This window comes from Mycobacterium sp., from assembly GCF_025933915.1.
GTDB lineage: Bacteria > Actinomycetota > Actinomycetes > Mycobacteriales > Mycobacteriaceae > Mycobacterium.
Map to the genome: position 1 here is coordinate 26,195 of NZ_JAICZA010000028.1, position 12,967 is coordinate 39,161.

Consider the following 12,967-nt stretch of genomic DNA (forward strand, 5'->3'; position numbering starts at 1 on the left):
ACGCCAGCATTGGCATTCGTGACGTCTAAACCGCGCGCCCTGGTGACCGCCCCGCTGCGCGGCCCGGGCTTCGCCAAGCTGTGTGAGCTGGCCGACGTGGTGTATGACCCCTGGATAAACCAGACGCCGTTGCGTATCTACAGTGCCGAGCAGCTGGCCGAGCGGATCGCGAGCGAACGCGCCGAAATCGTGGTGGTGGAAAGCGATTCGGTGCGCGGCCCGGTGTTCGGCGCGGGGGGCCGGGCGCTGATTGCCGTGGCCTCCACCCGCGGTGACCCCAACAACGTCGACATCGCCGGCGCCACCGCGGCCGGCGTCCCGGTGTTGAACACCCCCGCCCGCAACGCCGACGCCGTCGCCGAGATGACGGTGGCCCTGCTGCTGGCCGCCACCCGCCACGTGCTGCCCGCGGATGCGGATGTACGCAGCGGCAACATCTTTCGCGACGGCAGCATCCCCTACCAACGGTTCCGCGGCGGTGAGATCGCGGGACTCACCGCCGGACTGGTGGGCCTCGGCGCCGTCGGCCGCGCGACGCAGTGGCGGCTGCGTGGGCTGGGTCTGCGGGTCATCGCGCACGACCCCTACAACCCCGACGCGCGGCACAGCCTCGACGAGCTGCTCGGCGGGGCGGACATCGTGTCCCTGCACGCCCCGGTCACCGACGACACCGCCGGCATGATCGGCACCGGCCAGTTCGCGGCCATGCGCGACGGCGTGGTCTTCCTCAATACCGCCCGCGCCCAGCTGCACGACACCGACGCGCTGGTCGACGCCCTGGTCGCGGGCAAGGTGGCCGCCGCGGGGCTCGACCACTTCGCCGGTGAATGGCTACCGGCCGATCACCCGCTGGTGGGGATGGGGAACGTGGTGCTGACGCCGCACATCGGCGGCGCCACCTGGAACACCGAGGCGCGGCAGGCGCGGATGGTGGCCGACGACCTGGATGCGCTGCTGAGCGGCGGCGTACCCGCCCATATCGTCAACCCGGAGGTGCTAGGGCCATGAAGTTCATCGACAACGCGGAGACCGCGGTGCTGGACGCGGCCAAGGACATGCTGCGCCGGGGCCTGGTGGAGGGCACCGCCGGCAACATCTCGGCGCGCCGCGCCGACGGCACCATCGTCATCACCCCGTCGTCCGTCGACTACCGCGACATGCAGCTCGACGACCTGGTGCTCGTCGACGCGGGCGGCTCGGTGCTGCGGGCCGCCGAGGGGCGGTCACCCTCCTCGGAGATGCAGCTGCACCTGGCCTGTTATCGGGCCTTCGACGACATCGGCAGCGTCATTCACAGTCATCCGGTGTGGGCCACCATGTTCGCCATCGCCCACGAACCGATCCCCGCGTGTATCGACGAGTTCGCGGTGTATTGCGGCGGGGACGTCCGGTGCACCGACTACGCCGCGTCGGGGACCCCCGACGTCGGCACCAACGCGGTCACCGCACTCGAGGGCCGCGCCGCCGCCCTGATCGCCAACCACGGCCTGGTGGCCGTCGGGCCCCGGCCCGACAAGGCGCTGCACGTCACCGCGCTGGTGGAACGCACCGCCCAAATCGTCTGGGGCGCACGCGCTCTCGGGGGCCCGGTGCCCATCCCCGAGGACGTCAACCGCAACTTCGCCGCGGTCTACGGCTATCTGCGCGGCAACGCGTGACGCAGCACTTCCGGCTCGGCCGCGCGAGCTTGGCGCGGGTACTGGAACTCCGGTTCTCGTTGGGCGCAACGTCTTTTCCCCGAACCCCACCGTCGGGATGGCACGACAACGCCGACTTGCTGGTGCCCGACTTCTTCGATCCCGACACCGATCAGTGGCACATCGCGATTCAGAGCTGGGTCATACAGGTCGACGGCCTGACCGTCATCGTCGACACCGGCGTCGGCAACGATCGGCTACGCCCGCACATGCCGCCCCTGGATCACCTGAACACGGCGTTCCTGACCGCGCTCGGATCGGCGGGCATCGACCGCGACGCCGTCGACGTGGTGGTCAACACCCACATGCACTCCGATCACGTCGGCTGGAACACCATGCTCGAAAACGGCGCGTGGGTGCCGACCTTCCCCAACGCCCGGTATCTGCTGCCCGCCGCCGACTACCGCCACTTCGAGCCCGACGGGCCCGCTTCGCGCGCAACGCCGCACACCGAGGCCGAACAGGCCCAGCAGCGCGGCGATCAGCTGGTGTTCGCGGACAGCGTGCTACCCATCGACGCTGCAGGACAACTGATCCGGTGGTCGGACGACTACCGGATCAGCGATTCGCTGCGGCTGCGGCCCGCGCCCGGGCACACGCCGGGCTCCTCGGTGCTGTGGCTGGATGCGGGTCAATCGGCCGTGTTCGTCGGCGATCTCACGCACAGCCCGCTGCAACTGCGTCGGCCCGGTGACGCGTGCGCCTTCGACGTGGACGCCACCGCGGCCGCAGTTACCCGTCGTCGCGTATTCACCGAGGCCGCAGCGGCGAAGGCGACGGTGATACCCGCCCATTACCCCGGCCGCGGCGGCGCGACGATCCGCGCCGTCGACGACCGGTTCGAGGTCGGTCGCTGGTTGGACATCCCCTCCCTCCCGCCGCCTTCCGGCGCGCCACCTCACCGCTGATCGAAAGCGACCTTGACCGCGCCGCTCTCGCCCTGATTGGCGATCGCCAAAAACGCGTCGCGCCAACGCTGCAACCCGAACGTATGGGTGAGCATGGGACGCAGGTCCACCCGGCGAGCCGCAACCAGGTCGAGGTAGTGGGCGATGGCGTGCTTGCGCTGCCCGTCGACCTCTTCGACGCCGAAGGCGTTGGAGCCCACCAGAGAAATCTCTTTGAAGTAGAGCGGGCTGTCCTCCCACCGGCCGGGCGCGTGGACACCGGCCTTCACCAGGGTCCCTCGCGAGCGCAGGACCCGGACCCCCACTTCGAAGGTCTCGGGCTTGCCGATGGTGTCGTAGACGACGTCGACCGCGCCGGGGTGGGCCATCGGCAGACCCAGCAGCGGCTGACGCAATCGGCCGCCGCCCCATGTGGCGAGCTCTTCGATGATGGCCACATGCGGTTCGTGCGCAAGGACTTTGGCGGCGCCGAACCGGCGGGCCAGCTCGGCCTGGGCAGCGAAGCGGGCCACGACTGCCACGGCCACGTCGGGATACAGCGCCCGCAGGATCGCGACCGCACACAACCCGAGCGAGCCGGCCCCGTACACCAACACGGAGCCGGTGCGGGGCGGTGGATGGCGGGTGACCGCGTGCAGGGACACCGAGAACGGGTCGGCGAACACGGCCATCTCGTCGGGAATCGAATCCGGCACCACGAACAGCATGCTGTCGTGGGCGGGCATCAGTTCGGCGTAGCCGCCCGTCACATCGGCCGAAACACCGGTGTGGATGCCGGGCTTGATGTCGCCGTCGGTGAAGCTCCAGCACAGGCTGTAATCGCCGGCCTCACACGCCGGGCAGGGCGGCTCGATACCCCGCGGCCCGCAGGACAGCCACGGGTTGAGCACCACCCGCTGCCCCACCTGCAGGCCGCGCGCCCGCGGGCCGAGCGCCACCACGTCGGCGACCACCTCGTGACCCATGACTTGCGGGAACGAGCAGAATGCGGACATGGCGTTGTCGGCGTCGTCTTCGCCGAAATCCATCAGGATCTGCTTGGAATCCGACCCGCAGATGCCGGTCAGCCGCGGCCGGGTGAGCACCCAGTCCTGGTGTGGCAGTTGCGGATCCGGCAACTCGCGCAGGGCGGTCGGGGTGCGGGCCAGGTTCTGGGTCAGCGCGTTGGCGTTCCCGGGAACGTCGAACGGCTCCGGCGGTACGCCGTAGACCAGCGCCTTCATTGCGCCGCCATCCCCGCCGCACCGGCGATGAACGCGTCGAGGTCGGCATTTTTGGCGTCGCCCGCACCCAATCCCGACGAAGCGCCCGTGATCAGCACCCGCTTACCCGCCGGTTCGTACGCCATCAGTAAAGGTTGCCGCGAATCGCGGGAAGCGTACAGTGGGGAGAGCTTGTTATATTGGCTAAATATTAGATTACCTACCTCCGATAGGGGCACAACGATGACTTCCACCAGGTACGAGGGCGACACCTGGGACCTCGCCTCCAGCGTGGGCGTGACCGCGACGATGGTGGCGGCGGCCCGGGCGATGGCCACCCGCGCCGAGCGCCCGCTGATCAACGACCCCTTCGCCGAGCCGTTGGTCAAGCTGGTCGGCGTGGATCTGCTCTCCCGGCTGGCCAGCGGCGAGCTGGACCCGGCCGAGCTGAACGACGTCCACGACGGCGCCGCGGGGTCCGCCGGGGCGATGTCGCGCATGGCCGACAACATGGCGGTCCGCACCAAGTTCTTCGACGAGTTTTTCCTGGACGCCACGAACGCGGGCATCAAGCAGGCCGTCATTTTGGCCTCCGGGCTGGACGCGCGCGCCTACCGGTTGGCGTGGCCGGCCGGGACGGTGGTCTACGAGGTGGACCAGCCGCAGGTGATCGAATTCAAGACCCGCTCGCTGGCCGAGCTGGGCGCCGCCCCCACCGCCGAGCGGCGGGTGGTGGCCGTCGATCTGCGCGACGACTGGCCCGCAGCGCTGCGCGTCGCCGGGTTCGACCCCGCGCAGCCGACCGCGTGGAGCGCCGAGGGCCTGCTCGGCTACCTGCCCCCGGAGGCGCAGGATCGCCTGCTGGACACCATCACCGAGCTCAGCGCGCCGGGCAGCCGGCTCGCCACCGAGAGCGCGCCCAACCCCGAGCCCGGCGACGACGAGAAGCTGAAGGAGCGCATGCAGACGATCTCCGAGCGCTGGCGCGCGCACGGTTTCGACCTCGACATGGCTGGACTGGTCTACTTCGGCGACCGCAACGAGGCGGCCCCCTACCTGGCCGATCATGGTTGGCGGTTGAACAGCGCCAGCATCCGGGAACTGTTCGCCGCCAACGGGCTTGACCCGCTCAGCGACGACGACATGCGGATGGGCGAGATGCTCTACACCAGCGGCACCTATGAGTGAGGGACGCGCCGAGGGCGACAGCTGGGGACCGGCGCATAGCGTGGGAGCGACGGCCACCATGGTCGCCGCCTCCCGCGCGGTGGCCTCGAAGGGACCCGACGCGCTGCTCGATGATCCGCTGGCCGACCCGTTGGTGCGCGCCGTGGGGCTGGCTCCCTTCATCCGGATCATCGACGGGGAGCTCGACTTCGAGGACGACCCGCTGTTCAACCGGAAGGCGCGGGCCGAGCAGATCACGGTGCGCACCAGGTTTTTCGACGACTTCTTCACCGGCGCCACGCACGACGGTGTGCGCCAGGCGGTGATCCTGGCCTCCGGCCTGGACACCAGGGCCTACCGCCTGCGGTGGCCGGCGGGCACCGTGGTCTACGAGATCGACCAGCCCGACGTCATCGCCTTCAAGACCGACACGCTGGCCGGTCTCGGCGCCGCTCCCACCGCCGAGCGCCGCACGATCAGCATCGACCTGCGCGACGACTGGCCCGCGGCGTTGCGCGAAGGCGGTTTTGACGTCACCCAACCGACCGCGTGGAGCGCCGAAGGGCTGCTGCCCTACCTACCGCCCGACGCTCAGGACCGATTGTTCGACAACATCACCGCGCTCTCCGCGCCGGGCAGCCGGGTGGCGACCGAACACGTGCCCGACTCCGACGCGTTCTCCGATGAGCGCCTGCGGCGCATCTCCGAGCGGTGGCAACGCTTCGGCTTCGACCTCGACGCGGCCGACCTGTTCTACCGGGGTGAGCGCAACGTCGTCGTCGACTACCTGAGCGACCACGGCTGGCGGGTGCTCGCTCATCGCGCCCGGGAATTGTATGTCCGCAACGGGTTTGAGTTCCCCGAGGACGAGATGGCGGCCACATTCGGTGACCTGAGCTACGTCGCGGCGACCCTCGAGTAAGGTTCTTCTGATGCCACGCACTCACGACGACAACTGGGATCTGGCGTCCAGCGTCGGCGCCACCGCGACGATGGTCGCGGCCGGGCGCGCGATGGCGACGAAGGATCCGCGCGGTTTGATCAACGATCCGTTCGCCGAGCCGCTGGTGCGCGCGGTCGGCGTGGATTTCTTTACCAAGATGATGGACGGCGAGCTCGACATCGACGCGCTAGAGAACGCCTCGTCCGTGCGCGTTCAGGCGATGATCGACGGAATGACGGTGCGCACCAAATACTTTGACGACTACTTCATCGATGCCACCGGCACCGGGGTGCGTCAGGTGGTGATCCTGGCTTCCGGCCTGGACGCGCGCGCCTACCGGTTGCCGTGGCCCGACGGCACGGTGGTCTACGAGATCGACCAGCCGCAGGTGATCGAGTTCAAGTCGGCAACGCTGGCCGGCATCGGTGCCGACCCGGCCGCCGCCCGGCGCACCGTCGGCATCGATCTACGGGCGGACTGGCCCACCGCGTTGCAGGACGCCGGATTCGACACGACGGCGCCGACGGCGTGGTTGGCCGAGGGTCTGCTGATCTACCTGCCGCCGGAGGCACAGGACCGGCTGTTCGACAACATCACCGCGCTCAGCGCGCCCGGCAGCACCATCGCCACCGAATTCGTGCCCGGCATCATCGATTTCGACGCCGAGAGGGTGCGGGAGATGTCCGGCTCGTTCCGGGAGCACGGCGTGGACATCGACATGGCGTCGCTGGTCTACGCCGGCGAACGCAACCACGTCGTGGACTATCTGTCGAGCATCGGGTGGCAGGCCGAGGGCGTCACCCGAACCGAACTCTTCGGTCGCCTCGGCATCGACGCGCCCGCCCCGGAGAACGACGACCCGCTCGGTGAAATCGTGTTCATCAGCGGCAGGCTCACGGGCTAGCGGCTAGAACCGCCAGGGACCCGGCCACAGCGCACTGGCACCGGTGAAGGACCGTTCGACGTTGTCCAGGATCCCGCCGAGGGTGCGGCCCAGCAGCGCGCCCAGCGCGTCGGGCAGCGACGCGGCGGCCGGTTGCGAGGAGGTCCGGGGCCGCAGCATGTCCAGCAGCGAACCCCCCGGGTAGGTGACGATGCGCACGTCGGCGTCCTCGTCCAGTCCGGCAAGGATTTTCGCCCGGCGCAGCGCCGTTCGGAACCCGCCCAGCTCGTCGACCAGGCCCCGCTCCAGCGCGTCGGCGCCGGTCCAGACCCGGCCCCGGGCGACCCGGTCGACGGCATCGGTGGTCAGATTGCGGCCGTCGGCGACCCGCTCCACGAAGTCGGCGTACACCAGGTCGGCCTCGGCCTCCCGGTGGGCGCGCTGCTCCGGGGTGAACGGCGCGTCGATCGCCCAGGCGTCGGCATTGGCGTTGGTGCGCACCGTGTCCGACCCCACGCCCAGGCGCGCCAGCAGATCACGGATCACCAGCTTGCCGGTGATCACGCCGATCGACCCGGTGATCGTCGCCGGGCTGGCGACGATCGCGTCGGCCGCCACCGAGATGTAGTAACCGCCGGACGCGGCGACCGCACCCATCGACGCCACCACCGGTTTACCGCGTTTGCGGGCCCTTTTCACCTCGCGCCAAAGGGTTTCCGATGCGGTGACGGAGCCGCCGGGGCTGTTGACCCGCAGCACGATCGCGGACACCGAATCGTCGGCGGCGGCTTCCCGCAGCGCCGGCGCGATGGTGTCACTGCCGACGGTGGAGGCGCCGAACGGCAGGAATTGGGGCCCACCACGTCCGTCGACGATCGTGCCGTCGATGTTGACGACGGCCACCGTGGGCTTGGGCCGGCGACCGGGCACCGAGGGAACCGGCGGGGTCAGCCGTGACCGGGCGGCACCGGCGTAGCGCGACACATACAGCCGCGGCGGCCCGTCCCCATCCGAATCGTCTTCTGAATGGTTTTGCGGCCCGACCAATTCCGCGATGCGGGCGTAGGCCTCGTCACGGAATCCGATCCGGTCGATCAGGCCCGAGGTCACGGCCTCCTCGCGCAACAGCGGCGCGCGGTCGGCGAGCGCGTCGAGCACTTTCGCGTCGAACTTGCGTGATTGCGCGACCGCCTGCCACACCTGTTCCCGAATGCTCTCCAGCATCCGGGTGACGGCCTCGCGGTGGGCCTCGGTGAAGCCGTGCTCGGTGAAACGGTTTACCGCCGACTTGTATTCGCCGCGAGCGACGAATTCGGCCTCGATGCCGGCCTTGTCGAACGCGTCGCGCAGGAAGGTGACGTTGCTGGCGAAACCGATCAGTCCGACGCTTCCCGCGGGCTGCATCCAGACCTCACCGAACGCCGAAGCCAGGTAGTACGACAACGTGCCCGGATAGGTCTCGGCCCAGGCCAGTGACGGCTTCGCGGCAGTGAACGCGGCGATCGCCTCACGCAGCTCCTGCACCGCGGCCGACGGCGACGCCGCGAGTTGCACGCGGGCGATCAGCCCGGCGACCCGCGGATCCTCGGCCGCCCGGTGGATGGCGGACACCATGTCCCGCAGCGGTACCGGACGGTTCCCCCCGGTGATCATCGCCAACGGGTCGAAGCCCGACGTCTCCGGCGGCATGGAGCGCAGATCCAATTCGAGCACACAGCCGTTGGGAACGCCGTGATGGCGGGCGGTATCGACCCGGACGGCCAGCGCACGGACCTCGTCGACGCCCGGTATCGAGGGCAGGAAAGCGAACATCTCTGCAGACTACCGAGAGTCCACCGTACGGTGGTCCGGTGAGGTTCTCCATCGCCATCCCGCAGTTCGACTACGACGGTTCCGGAGACGGCTTCGACGGGGCGGGGCTCCGATCCTTCCTCGCCCGCGCCGAAGAACTCGGTTTCGAGGGCGGCTGGGTGCTCGAACAGATCATCGGGCCCGCGCCGCTGCTGGCGCCGCTGGAGCTGCTCGCCTATTGCGCCGCCTGCACGGAGCGGCTGCGCCTGGGCGTCGGCGTGCTGGTGACGTCGCTGCACGAACCGCTCCAGTTGGCCTCGGCGATCACCGCCGTCGACCGACTCAGCCACGGGCGCCTCGACATCGGTGTCGCCCCCGGTGGCGGTCGACGGAAATTCGCGGCCTTCGGCGTCGACAAGGACACCTTCGTCTCGTATTTCACCGAGGGCCTGGAGCTGATGAAGGCGGCCTGGTCCGACGAGCCCCGGGTGGCGTTTCACGGCCGGTTCCGCGACGTCGACGACCTGCCCATCGCTCCCAAGCCGGTGCAGCGACCGCACCCGCCGATCTGGTTCGGGGGCCTGGCCCCCAAGGCGCTGGCCCGCGCCGTGCGGCACGGTGATTCGTTCCTGGGCGCCGGCTCGTCGACCACCGAGGCGTTCGCCGGGGCCGTCGCCGTCGTGCGCCGCGAGCTCGACGAGCAACACACGGACCCCGCCGGCTTCACCATCGGCAAGCGGGTCTACCTGATGGTCGACGACGACGCCGCCAAGGCCACCGAACGCGTGATCGCCGGGCTGGACCGCATCTACGGGCGAATGCCCGGCGTGCAGGACGTGCCGGTATCCGGCACCCCCGAAGACGTGGCCCGCGGGCTGCGCGAGGTCATCGACGCCGGGGCGCAAATGCTGTTACTGAACCCCGTCGGCGCCGACGTCGCCGAGAACCGCGAGCAGATGGAACGTCTTGCCGCAGAGGTGATTCCGCGGCTGAGTTAGTTGCGCAGGCCTACAGCTCGGTGGCCGAGCCGCCGGCCGCGGTGATCTTCTCACGCGCGCTGCCGCTGAACTTGTGCGCGGTCACCTCGATCTTGACGGTCAACTTGCCGTCGCCGAGGACCTTGACCAGAGAGTTCTTGCGAACGGCGCCCTTGGCCACCAACTCGTCCACGCCGATCGAACCACCCTGCGGGAAAAGCCGATTGAGGTCGCCGACGTTGACGATCTCGTACTCGGTGCGGAACCGGTTGCGGAATCCCTTGAGCTTGGGCAGCCGCATGTGGATCGGCATCTGTCCACCCTCGAAGGTGGCCGGCACGTTCTTGCGCGCCTTGGTGCCCTTGGTACCACGGCCGGCCGTCTTGCCCTTTGAGCCTTCACCACGACCGACCCGGGTGCGAGCGGTCTTCGACCCGCGCGCCGGCTTGAGATCGTGCAACTTGATCGTCATTTCTTGCTACCTCCGGTGCCGGCGGCGCTCGCCTCGGCCGGCTCCACCTCGACGAGGTGGCTGACCACCGCGATCAGGCCGCGCGTCTGCGGGTTGTCCTCGCGGATCACCGAGTGGCGAATCCGTCGCAGGCCCAGGGTGCGCAGGGACTCACGCTGCTTCCAGCGGGCCCCGATGGTGCTGCGCACCTGGGTGATCTTCAGTTGACTGCTCATGGCCGGGTCCCCGAATTCTGCGCCTCGCGGGCCGCCGCACTGGCCAGCGCGTCACTTTCGCGACGCGCCTTGAGCATTCCGGCCGGCGCGACGTCCTCGATGGGCAGCCCGCGCCGGGCCGCCACCTCCTCCGGACGCTGCAGCATCTTGAGCGCGGCCACCGTGGCGTGCACCACGTTGATGGCGTTGTCGCTACCCAGTGACTTGGACAGGATGTCGTGCACCCCTGCGCATTCCAGCACCGCACGCGCGGCACCGCCGGCGATCACACCGGTACCGGGGCTGGCCGGGCGCAGCAGCACCACACCGGCGGCGGCCTCACCCTGCACCGGGTGGGTGATGGTGCCGCCGATCAGCGGCACCCGGAAGAAGCCCTTGCGAGCCTCGTCGACGCCCTTGGCGATCGCGGCGGGAACTTCCTTGGCCTTGCCGTAGCCGACACCGACCATGCCGTTGCCGTCGCCGACGATCACCAGCGCGGTGAAGCTGAATCGCCGACCACCCTTGACCACCTTGGAGACACGGTTGATGGCGACGACCCGCTCCAGGTAGTTGCTCTTGTCGCCGTCGCGGTCCCGATCACGACCGCCGCGGCCACCTCCGTCGCGCCGACCGCGGTTGTCGCGGTCACCACGGGAGTCGCGGCTGTCGCCGGCGCCTTGTCCGCCGGCGGGCTGCTCCGCCATTATGCGGTCCTTCCAGTCGTGTACACGTTCTCAGTCATCAGAATTGCAATCCGTTCTCGCGTGCGGCATCGGCCAGCGCCGCGATCCGTCCGCCGTAGGTGTATCCGCCACGGTCGAAGACCACACTGTCGATGCCGGCGGCCTTGGCGCGCTCGGCGATCAGTTGGCCCACCCGCACGCTGCGGGCTTTCTTGTCCCCCTGCAGACTCCGCACGTCGTCCTCGATCGACGACGCGGCGGCCACCGTGGTCCCGTTCTCGTCGTTGACCAGTTGCACGTGAATGTGTCGCGCGGACCGGTTGACCACCAGCCGCGGACGCTGCGGGGTGCCCTCGATCTTCTTGCGCAGCCGGGCGTGCCTACGCAGCCGAGAAACGCGCCGAGTCGCGGATACGCTCTGCCCCACCGGCTTTCGCGCGACAGTGCCAGCTTGTGATTGCGCCATGATTACTTACCTGTCTTTCCGACCTTGCGGCGGATCTGCTCGCCCTCGTAGCGCACGCCCTTGCCCTTGTACGGGTCGGGGCGACGCAGACGGCGGATGTTCGCCGAGATCTGGCCGACCTTCTGCTTGTCGATCCCGGTGATGGTGAACTTCGTCGGCGACTGAACGGCGAACGTGATGCCCTCCGGAGCCTCGATCACCACGGGGTGGCTGTAGCCCAGCGCGAACTCGAGGTGGGAGCCCTTGAGCTGCACGCGGTAACCGACGCCGAAGATCTCCATCTTGGTGGTGTAGCCCTGCGTCACGCCGGTGACCAAGTTGGACACCAGGGTGCGCGACAGCCCGTGCAGCGAGCGGTTGCGGCGCTCGTCGTTGGGCCGGGTGACCACGATCGCGCCATCGTCGTTGCGCGCCACGGTGATCGGCTCGGCCACCGTCAGATCCAGGGTGCCCTTGGGCCCCTTCACCGAGACGTTCTGACCATCGATCGTTACGTCGACTCCGGAGGGAACCGGAACCGGCTGCTTACCAATACGCGACATAGTGTTTCGCTACCTCCCCGGCCTTACCACACGTACGCGAGGACTTCGCCGCCCACGCCCTGTCTGGCCGCCTGGCGATCGGTCAGCAGGCCCGACGAGGTGGAGATGATCGCCACACCCAGGCCACCGAGCACACGCGGCAGATTGGTGGATTTTGCGTACACCCGCAAACCGGGCTTGGACACGCGGCGTAAGCCGGCGATGCTGCGCTCCCGGCTCGGCCCGTACTTGAGCTGAACGATCAGCGACTTGCCGACCCGAGCATCCTCGGTCCGATAGTCGCTGATGTAGCCCTCTCTCTTGAGGATCTGGGCGATGTTCGCCTTGAGCTTCGAGTGCGGCAACGTCACCTCGTCGTGATACGCCGAATTGGCGTTGCGCAGACGTGTCAAGAAGTCTGCGATCGGGTCCGTCATGGTCATCGAGCGCCACTCCTCTTCATCGCTGCGCTCTGCATCGTCGATGTCGCAGTCATGACAGTGTCTGTCACCTTCCTCGCGATGGTTCCCTGTCCGGGCCTATCGCGCACCTTTTCTGGTTTGGTCTTGGGGTTCTGGCTCTTACCAGCTGCTCTTTTGCACGCCGGGCAGCTCGCCCGCGTGCGCCATCTCGCGCAGGCAGATCCTGCACAGGCCGAATTTGCGGAAGACCGCACGCGGCCGGCCGCACCTGTTGCAGCGTGTGTAGCCGCGCACCGCGAACTTCGGCTTGCGTGCGGCCTTGTTGACCAGTGCCTTCTTTGCCATGGCTCAGTTCTCCTTGAAGGGAAAGCCGAGAGCTCGCAACAGCGCTCGTCCTTCGTCGTCAGTCGTCGCCGAGGTGACGACGTTGATGTCCATGCCGCGGACCCGGTCGATCTTGTCCACGTCGATCTCGTGGAACACCGACTGCTCCGCCAGCCCGAAGGTGTAGTTGCCGACACCGTCGAATTGCTTGGGTGAAAGGCCGCGGAAGTCGCGGATACGGGGCAGCGCGATCGAGGTGAGACGGTCGAGGAACTCCCACATCCGGTCGCCGCGCAGGGTGACCCGGGCGCCGA

General features: G+C 68.7%; 17 protein-coding genes and 1 pseudogene. 7 read left to right on the top strand and 11 right to left on the bottom strand.

The window, feature by feature from the left end:
• The first annotated feature begins 18 nt into the window (after positions 1-18).
• Genes Q0W90_RS06875 through Q0W90_RS06885 form a run of 3 tightly spaced genes read left to right on the top strand, consistent with a single transcriptional unit; the run spans position 19 to position 2,605 of the window.
• On the top strand, positions 19-1,008 hold the full coding sequence (locus Q0W90_RS06875; protein WP_297773782.1) for an NAD(P)-dependent oxidoreductase: 990 nt from the start codon (positions 19-21) through the stop codon (positions 1,006-1,008).
• Positions 1,005-1,658 (top strand): L-fuculose-phosphate aldolase, encoded by a 654-nt coding sequence (locus Q0W90_RS06880; protein ID WP_297597594.1) that lies wholly within the window; start codon positions 1,005-1,007, stop codon positions 1,656-1,658. The genes Q0W90_RS06875 and Q0W90_RS06880 overlap by 4 nt, the downstream gene beginning before the upstream one ends.
• Complete coding sequence (locus Q0W90_RS06885) at positions 1,655-2,605, top strand: MBL fold metallo-hydrolase (protein ID WP_297773784.1); 951 nt, start codon at positions 1,655-1,657, stop codon at positions 2,603-2,605. Before Q0W90_RS06880 ends, Q0W90_RS06885 begins: the two co-directional genes overlap by 4 nt.
• On the opposite strand, the gene Q0W90_RS06890 is transcribed toward Q0W90_RS06885, so the two are convergent.
• Both Q0W90_RS06890 and Q0W90_RS06895 read right to left on the bottom strand, forming a co-directional pair.
• The gene (locus Q0W90_RS06890; protein ID WP_297599781.1) at positions 2,596-3,828 is read right to left on the bottom strand and encodes a zinc-binding dehydrogenase; all 1,233 of its coding nucleotides are present in this window, start codon (positions 3,826-3,828) and stop codon (positions 2,596-2,598) included. The two genes, Q0W90_RS06885 and Q0W90_RS06890, sit on opposite strands and share 10 nt — an antisense overlap.
• The gene (locus Q0W90_RS06895) at positions 3,825-3,953 is read right to left on the bottom strand and encodes a hypothetical protein (RefSeq protein WP_297599778.1); all 129 of its coding nucleotides are present in this window, start codon (positions 3,951-3,953) and stop codon (positions 3,825-3,827) included. Before Q0W90_RS06895 ends, Q0W90_RS06890 begins: the two co-directional genes overlap by 4 nt.
• A 97-nt stretch (positions 3,954-4,050) precedes the next feature.
• Here Q0W90_RS06895 and Q0W90_RS06900 point away from each other — a divergent pair, with 97 nt between their 5' ends.
• The 3 genes from Q0W90_RS06900 to Q0W90_RS06910 are packed head-to-tail and all read left to right on the top strand — an operon-like array spanning position 4,051 to position 6,821.
• Complete coding sequence (locus Q0W90_RS06900) at positions 4,051-4,995, top strand: class I SAM-dependent methyltransferase (RefSeq protein ID WP_297599775.1); 945 nt, start codon at positions 4,051-4,053, stop codon at positions 4,993-4,995.
• Positions 4,988-5,896, top strand: a complete 909-nt coding sequence (locus Q0W90_RS06905; protein WP_297599772.1) for a class I SAM-dependent methyltransferase — start codon at positions 4,988-4,990, stop codon at positions 5,894-5,896. The genes Q0W90_RS06900 and Q0W90_RS06905 overlap by 8 nt, the downstream gene beginning before the upstream one ends.
• A gap of 10 nt (positions 5,897-5,906) precedes the next feature.
• A complete protein-coding gene (locus tag Q0W90_RS06910; RefSeq protein WP_297599769.1) occupies positions 5,907-6,821 on the top strand; it encodes a class I SAM-dependent methyltransferase in 915 nt (304 codons plus the stop codon).
• Between the two features lie 3 nt (positions 6,822-6,824).
• On the opposite strand, the gene sppA is transcribed toward Q0W90_RS06910, so the two are convergent.
• Positions 6,825-8,612 carry a signal peptide peptidase SppA gene (sppA, locus tag Q0W90_RS06915; RefSeq protein ID WP_297773788.1) on the bottom strand — a complete coding sequence of 596 codons (1,788 nt, stop codon included), beginning with the start codon at positions 8,610-8,612 and terminating at the stop codon, positions 6,825-6,827.
• Positions 8,613-8,650: 38 nt separating this feature from the next.
• Between sppA and Q0W90_RS06920 the strand changes: the two genes are divergently transcribed.
• The gene (locus Q0W90_RS06920) at positions 8,651-9,589 is read left to right on the top strand and encodes an LLM class flavin-dependent oxidoreductase (RefSeq protein ID WP_297599764.1); all 939 of its coding nucleotides are present in this window, start codon (positions 8,651-8,653) and stop codon (positions 9,587-9,589) included.
• 10 nt (positions 9,590-9,599) lie between these two features.
• On the opposite strand, the gene rplO is transcribed toward Q0W90_RS06920, so the two are convergent.
• The 8 genes and pseudogenes from rplO to Q0W90_RS06960 form a co-directional block, all read right to left on the bottom strand.
• Entirely contained in the window at positions 9,600-10,040 is a 441-nt protein-coding gene (rplO, locus tag Q0W90_RS06925; RefSeq protein ID WP_297599761.1) for a 50S ribosomal protein L15, read from the bottom strand.
• A complete protein-coding gene (rpmD, locus tag Q0W90_RS06930; RefSeq protein ID WP_297599758.1) occupies positions 10,037-10,255 on the bottom strand; it encodes a 50S ribosomal protein L30 in 219 nt (72 codons plus the stop codon). The genes rplO and rpmD overlap by 4 nt, the downstream gene beginning before the upstream one ends.
• Complete coding sequence (rpsE, locus tag Q0W90_RS06935; protein ID WP_297599755.1) at positions 10,252-10,941, bottom strand: 30S ribosomal protein S5; 690 nt, start codon at positions 10,939-10,941, stop codon at positions 10,252-10,254. The genes rpmD and rpsE overlap by 4 nt, the downstream gene beginning before the upstream one ends.
• A gap of 37 nt (positions 10,942-10,978) precedes the next feature.
• A complete protein-coding gene (rplR, locus tag Q0W90_RS06940; RefSeq protein WP_008260609.1) occupies positions 10,979-11,347 on the bottom strand; it encodes a 50S ribosomal protein L18 in 369 nt (122 codons plus the stop codon).
• 41 nt (positions 11,348-11,388) lie between these two features.
• Positions 11,389-11,928: a 50S ribosomal protein L6 gene (gene rplF / locus Q0W90_RS06945; protein ID WP_297599752.1), complete on the bottom strand. Its 540-nt coding sequence runs from the start codon at positions 11,926-11,928 to the stop codon at positions 11,389-11,391.
• Between the two features lie 23 nt (positions 11,929-11,951).
• Positions 11,952-12,350 (bottom strand): 30S ribosomal protein S8, encoded by a 399-nt coding sequence (gene rpsH / locus Q0W90_RS06950; RefSeq protein ID WP_297599749.1) that lies wholly within the window; start codon positions 12,348-12,350, stop codon positions 11,952-11,954.
• A gap of 138 nt (positions 12,351-12,488) precedes the next feature.
• The gene (locus tag Q0W90_RS06955) at positions 12,489-12,674 is read right to left on the bottom strand and encodes a type Z 30S ribosomal protein S14 (RefSeq protein ID WP_007167851.1); all 186 of its coding nucleotides are present in this window, start codon (positions 12,672-12,674) and stop codon (positions 12,489-12,491) included.
• Between the two features lie 3 nt (positions 12,675-12,677).
• A pseudogene (locus Q0W90_RS06960) lies at positions 12,678-12,967 on the bottom strand (50S ribosomal protein L5); the annotation flags it as partial.

Bases quoted from the DNA above. Each gene is read 5' to 3' on its own strand.
- Q0W90_RS06880 (WP_297597594.1), top strand. From the start codon at position 1,005: ATGAAGTTCATCGACAACGCGGAGACCGCGGTGCTGGACGCGGCCAAG.
- Q0W90_RS06895 (WP_297599778.1), bottom strand. From the start codon at position 3,953: ATGGCGTACGAACCGGCGGGTAAGCGGGTGCTGATCACGGGCGCTTCG.
- Q0W90_RS06955 (WP_007167851.1), bottom strand. From the start codon at position 12,674: ATGGCAAAGAAGGCACTGGTCAACAAGGCCGCACGCAAGCCGAAGTTC.
- rpsH (WP_297599749.1), bottom strand. From the start codon at position 12,350: ATGACCATGACGGACCCGATCGCAGACTTCTTGACACGTCTGCGCAAC.
- Q0W90_RS06900 (WP_297599775.1), top strand. From the start codon at position 4,051: ATGACTTCCACCAGGTACGAGGGCGACACCTGGGACCTCGCCTCCAGC.
- rplF (WP_297599752.1), bottom strand. From the start codon at position 11,928: ATGTCGCGTATTGGTAAGCAGCCGGTTCCGGTTCCCTCCGGAGTCGAC.
- sppA (WP_297773788.1), bottom strand. From the start codon at position 8,612: ATGTTCGCTTTCCTGCCCTCGATACCGGGCGTCGACGAGGTCCGTGCG.
- Q0W90_RS06905 (WP_297599772.1), top strand. From the start codon at position 4,988: ATGAGTGAGGGACGCGCCGAGGGCGACAGCTGGGGACCGGCGCATAGC.
- rpsE (WP_297599755.1), bottom strand. From the start codon at position 10,941: ATGGCGGAGCAGCCCGCCGGCGGACAAGGCGCCGGCGACAGCCGCGAC.
- rplO (WP_297599761.1), bottom strand. From the start codon at position 10,040: ATGACGATCAAGTTGCACGATCTCAAGCCGGCGCGCGGGTCGAAGACC.
- Q0W90_RS06910 (WP_297599769.1), top strand. From the start codon at position 5,907: ATGCCACGCACTCACGACGACAACTGGGATCTGGCGTCCAGCGTCGGC.
- rpmD (WP_297599758.1), bottom strand. From the start codon at position 10,255: ATGAGCAGTCAACTGAAGATCACCCAGGTGCGCAGCACCATCGGGGCC.
- Q0W90_RS06890 (WP_297599781.1), bottom strand. From the start codon at position 3,828: ATGAAGGCGCTGGTCTACGGCGTACCGCCGGAGCCGTTCGACGTTCCC.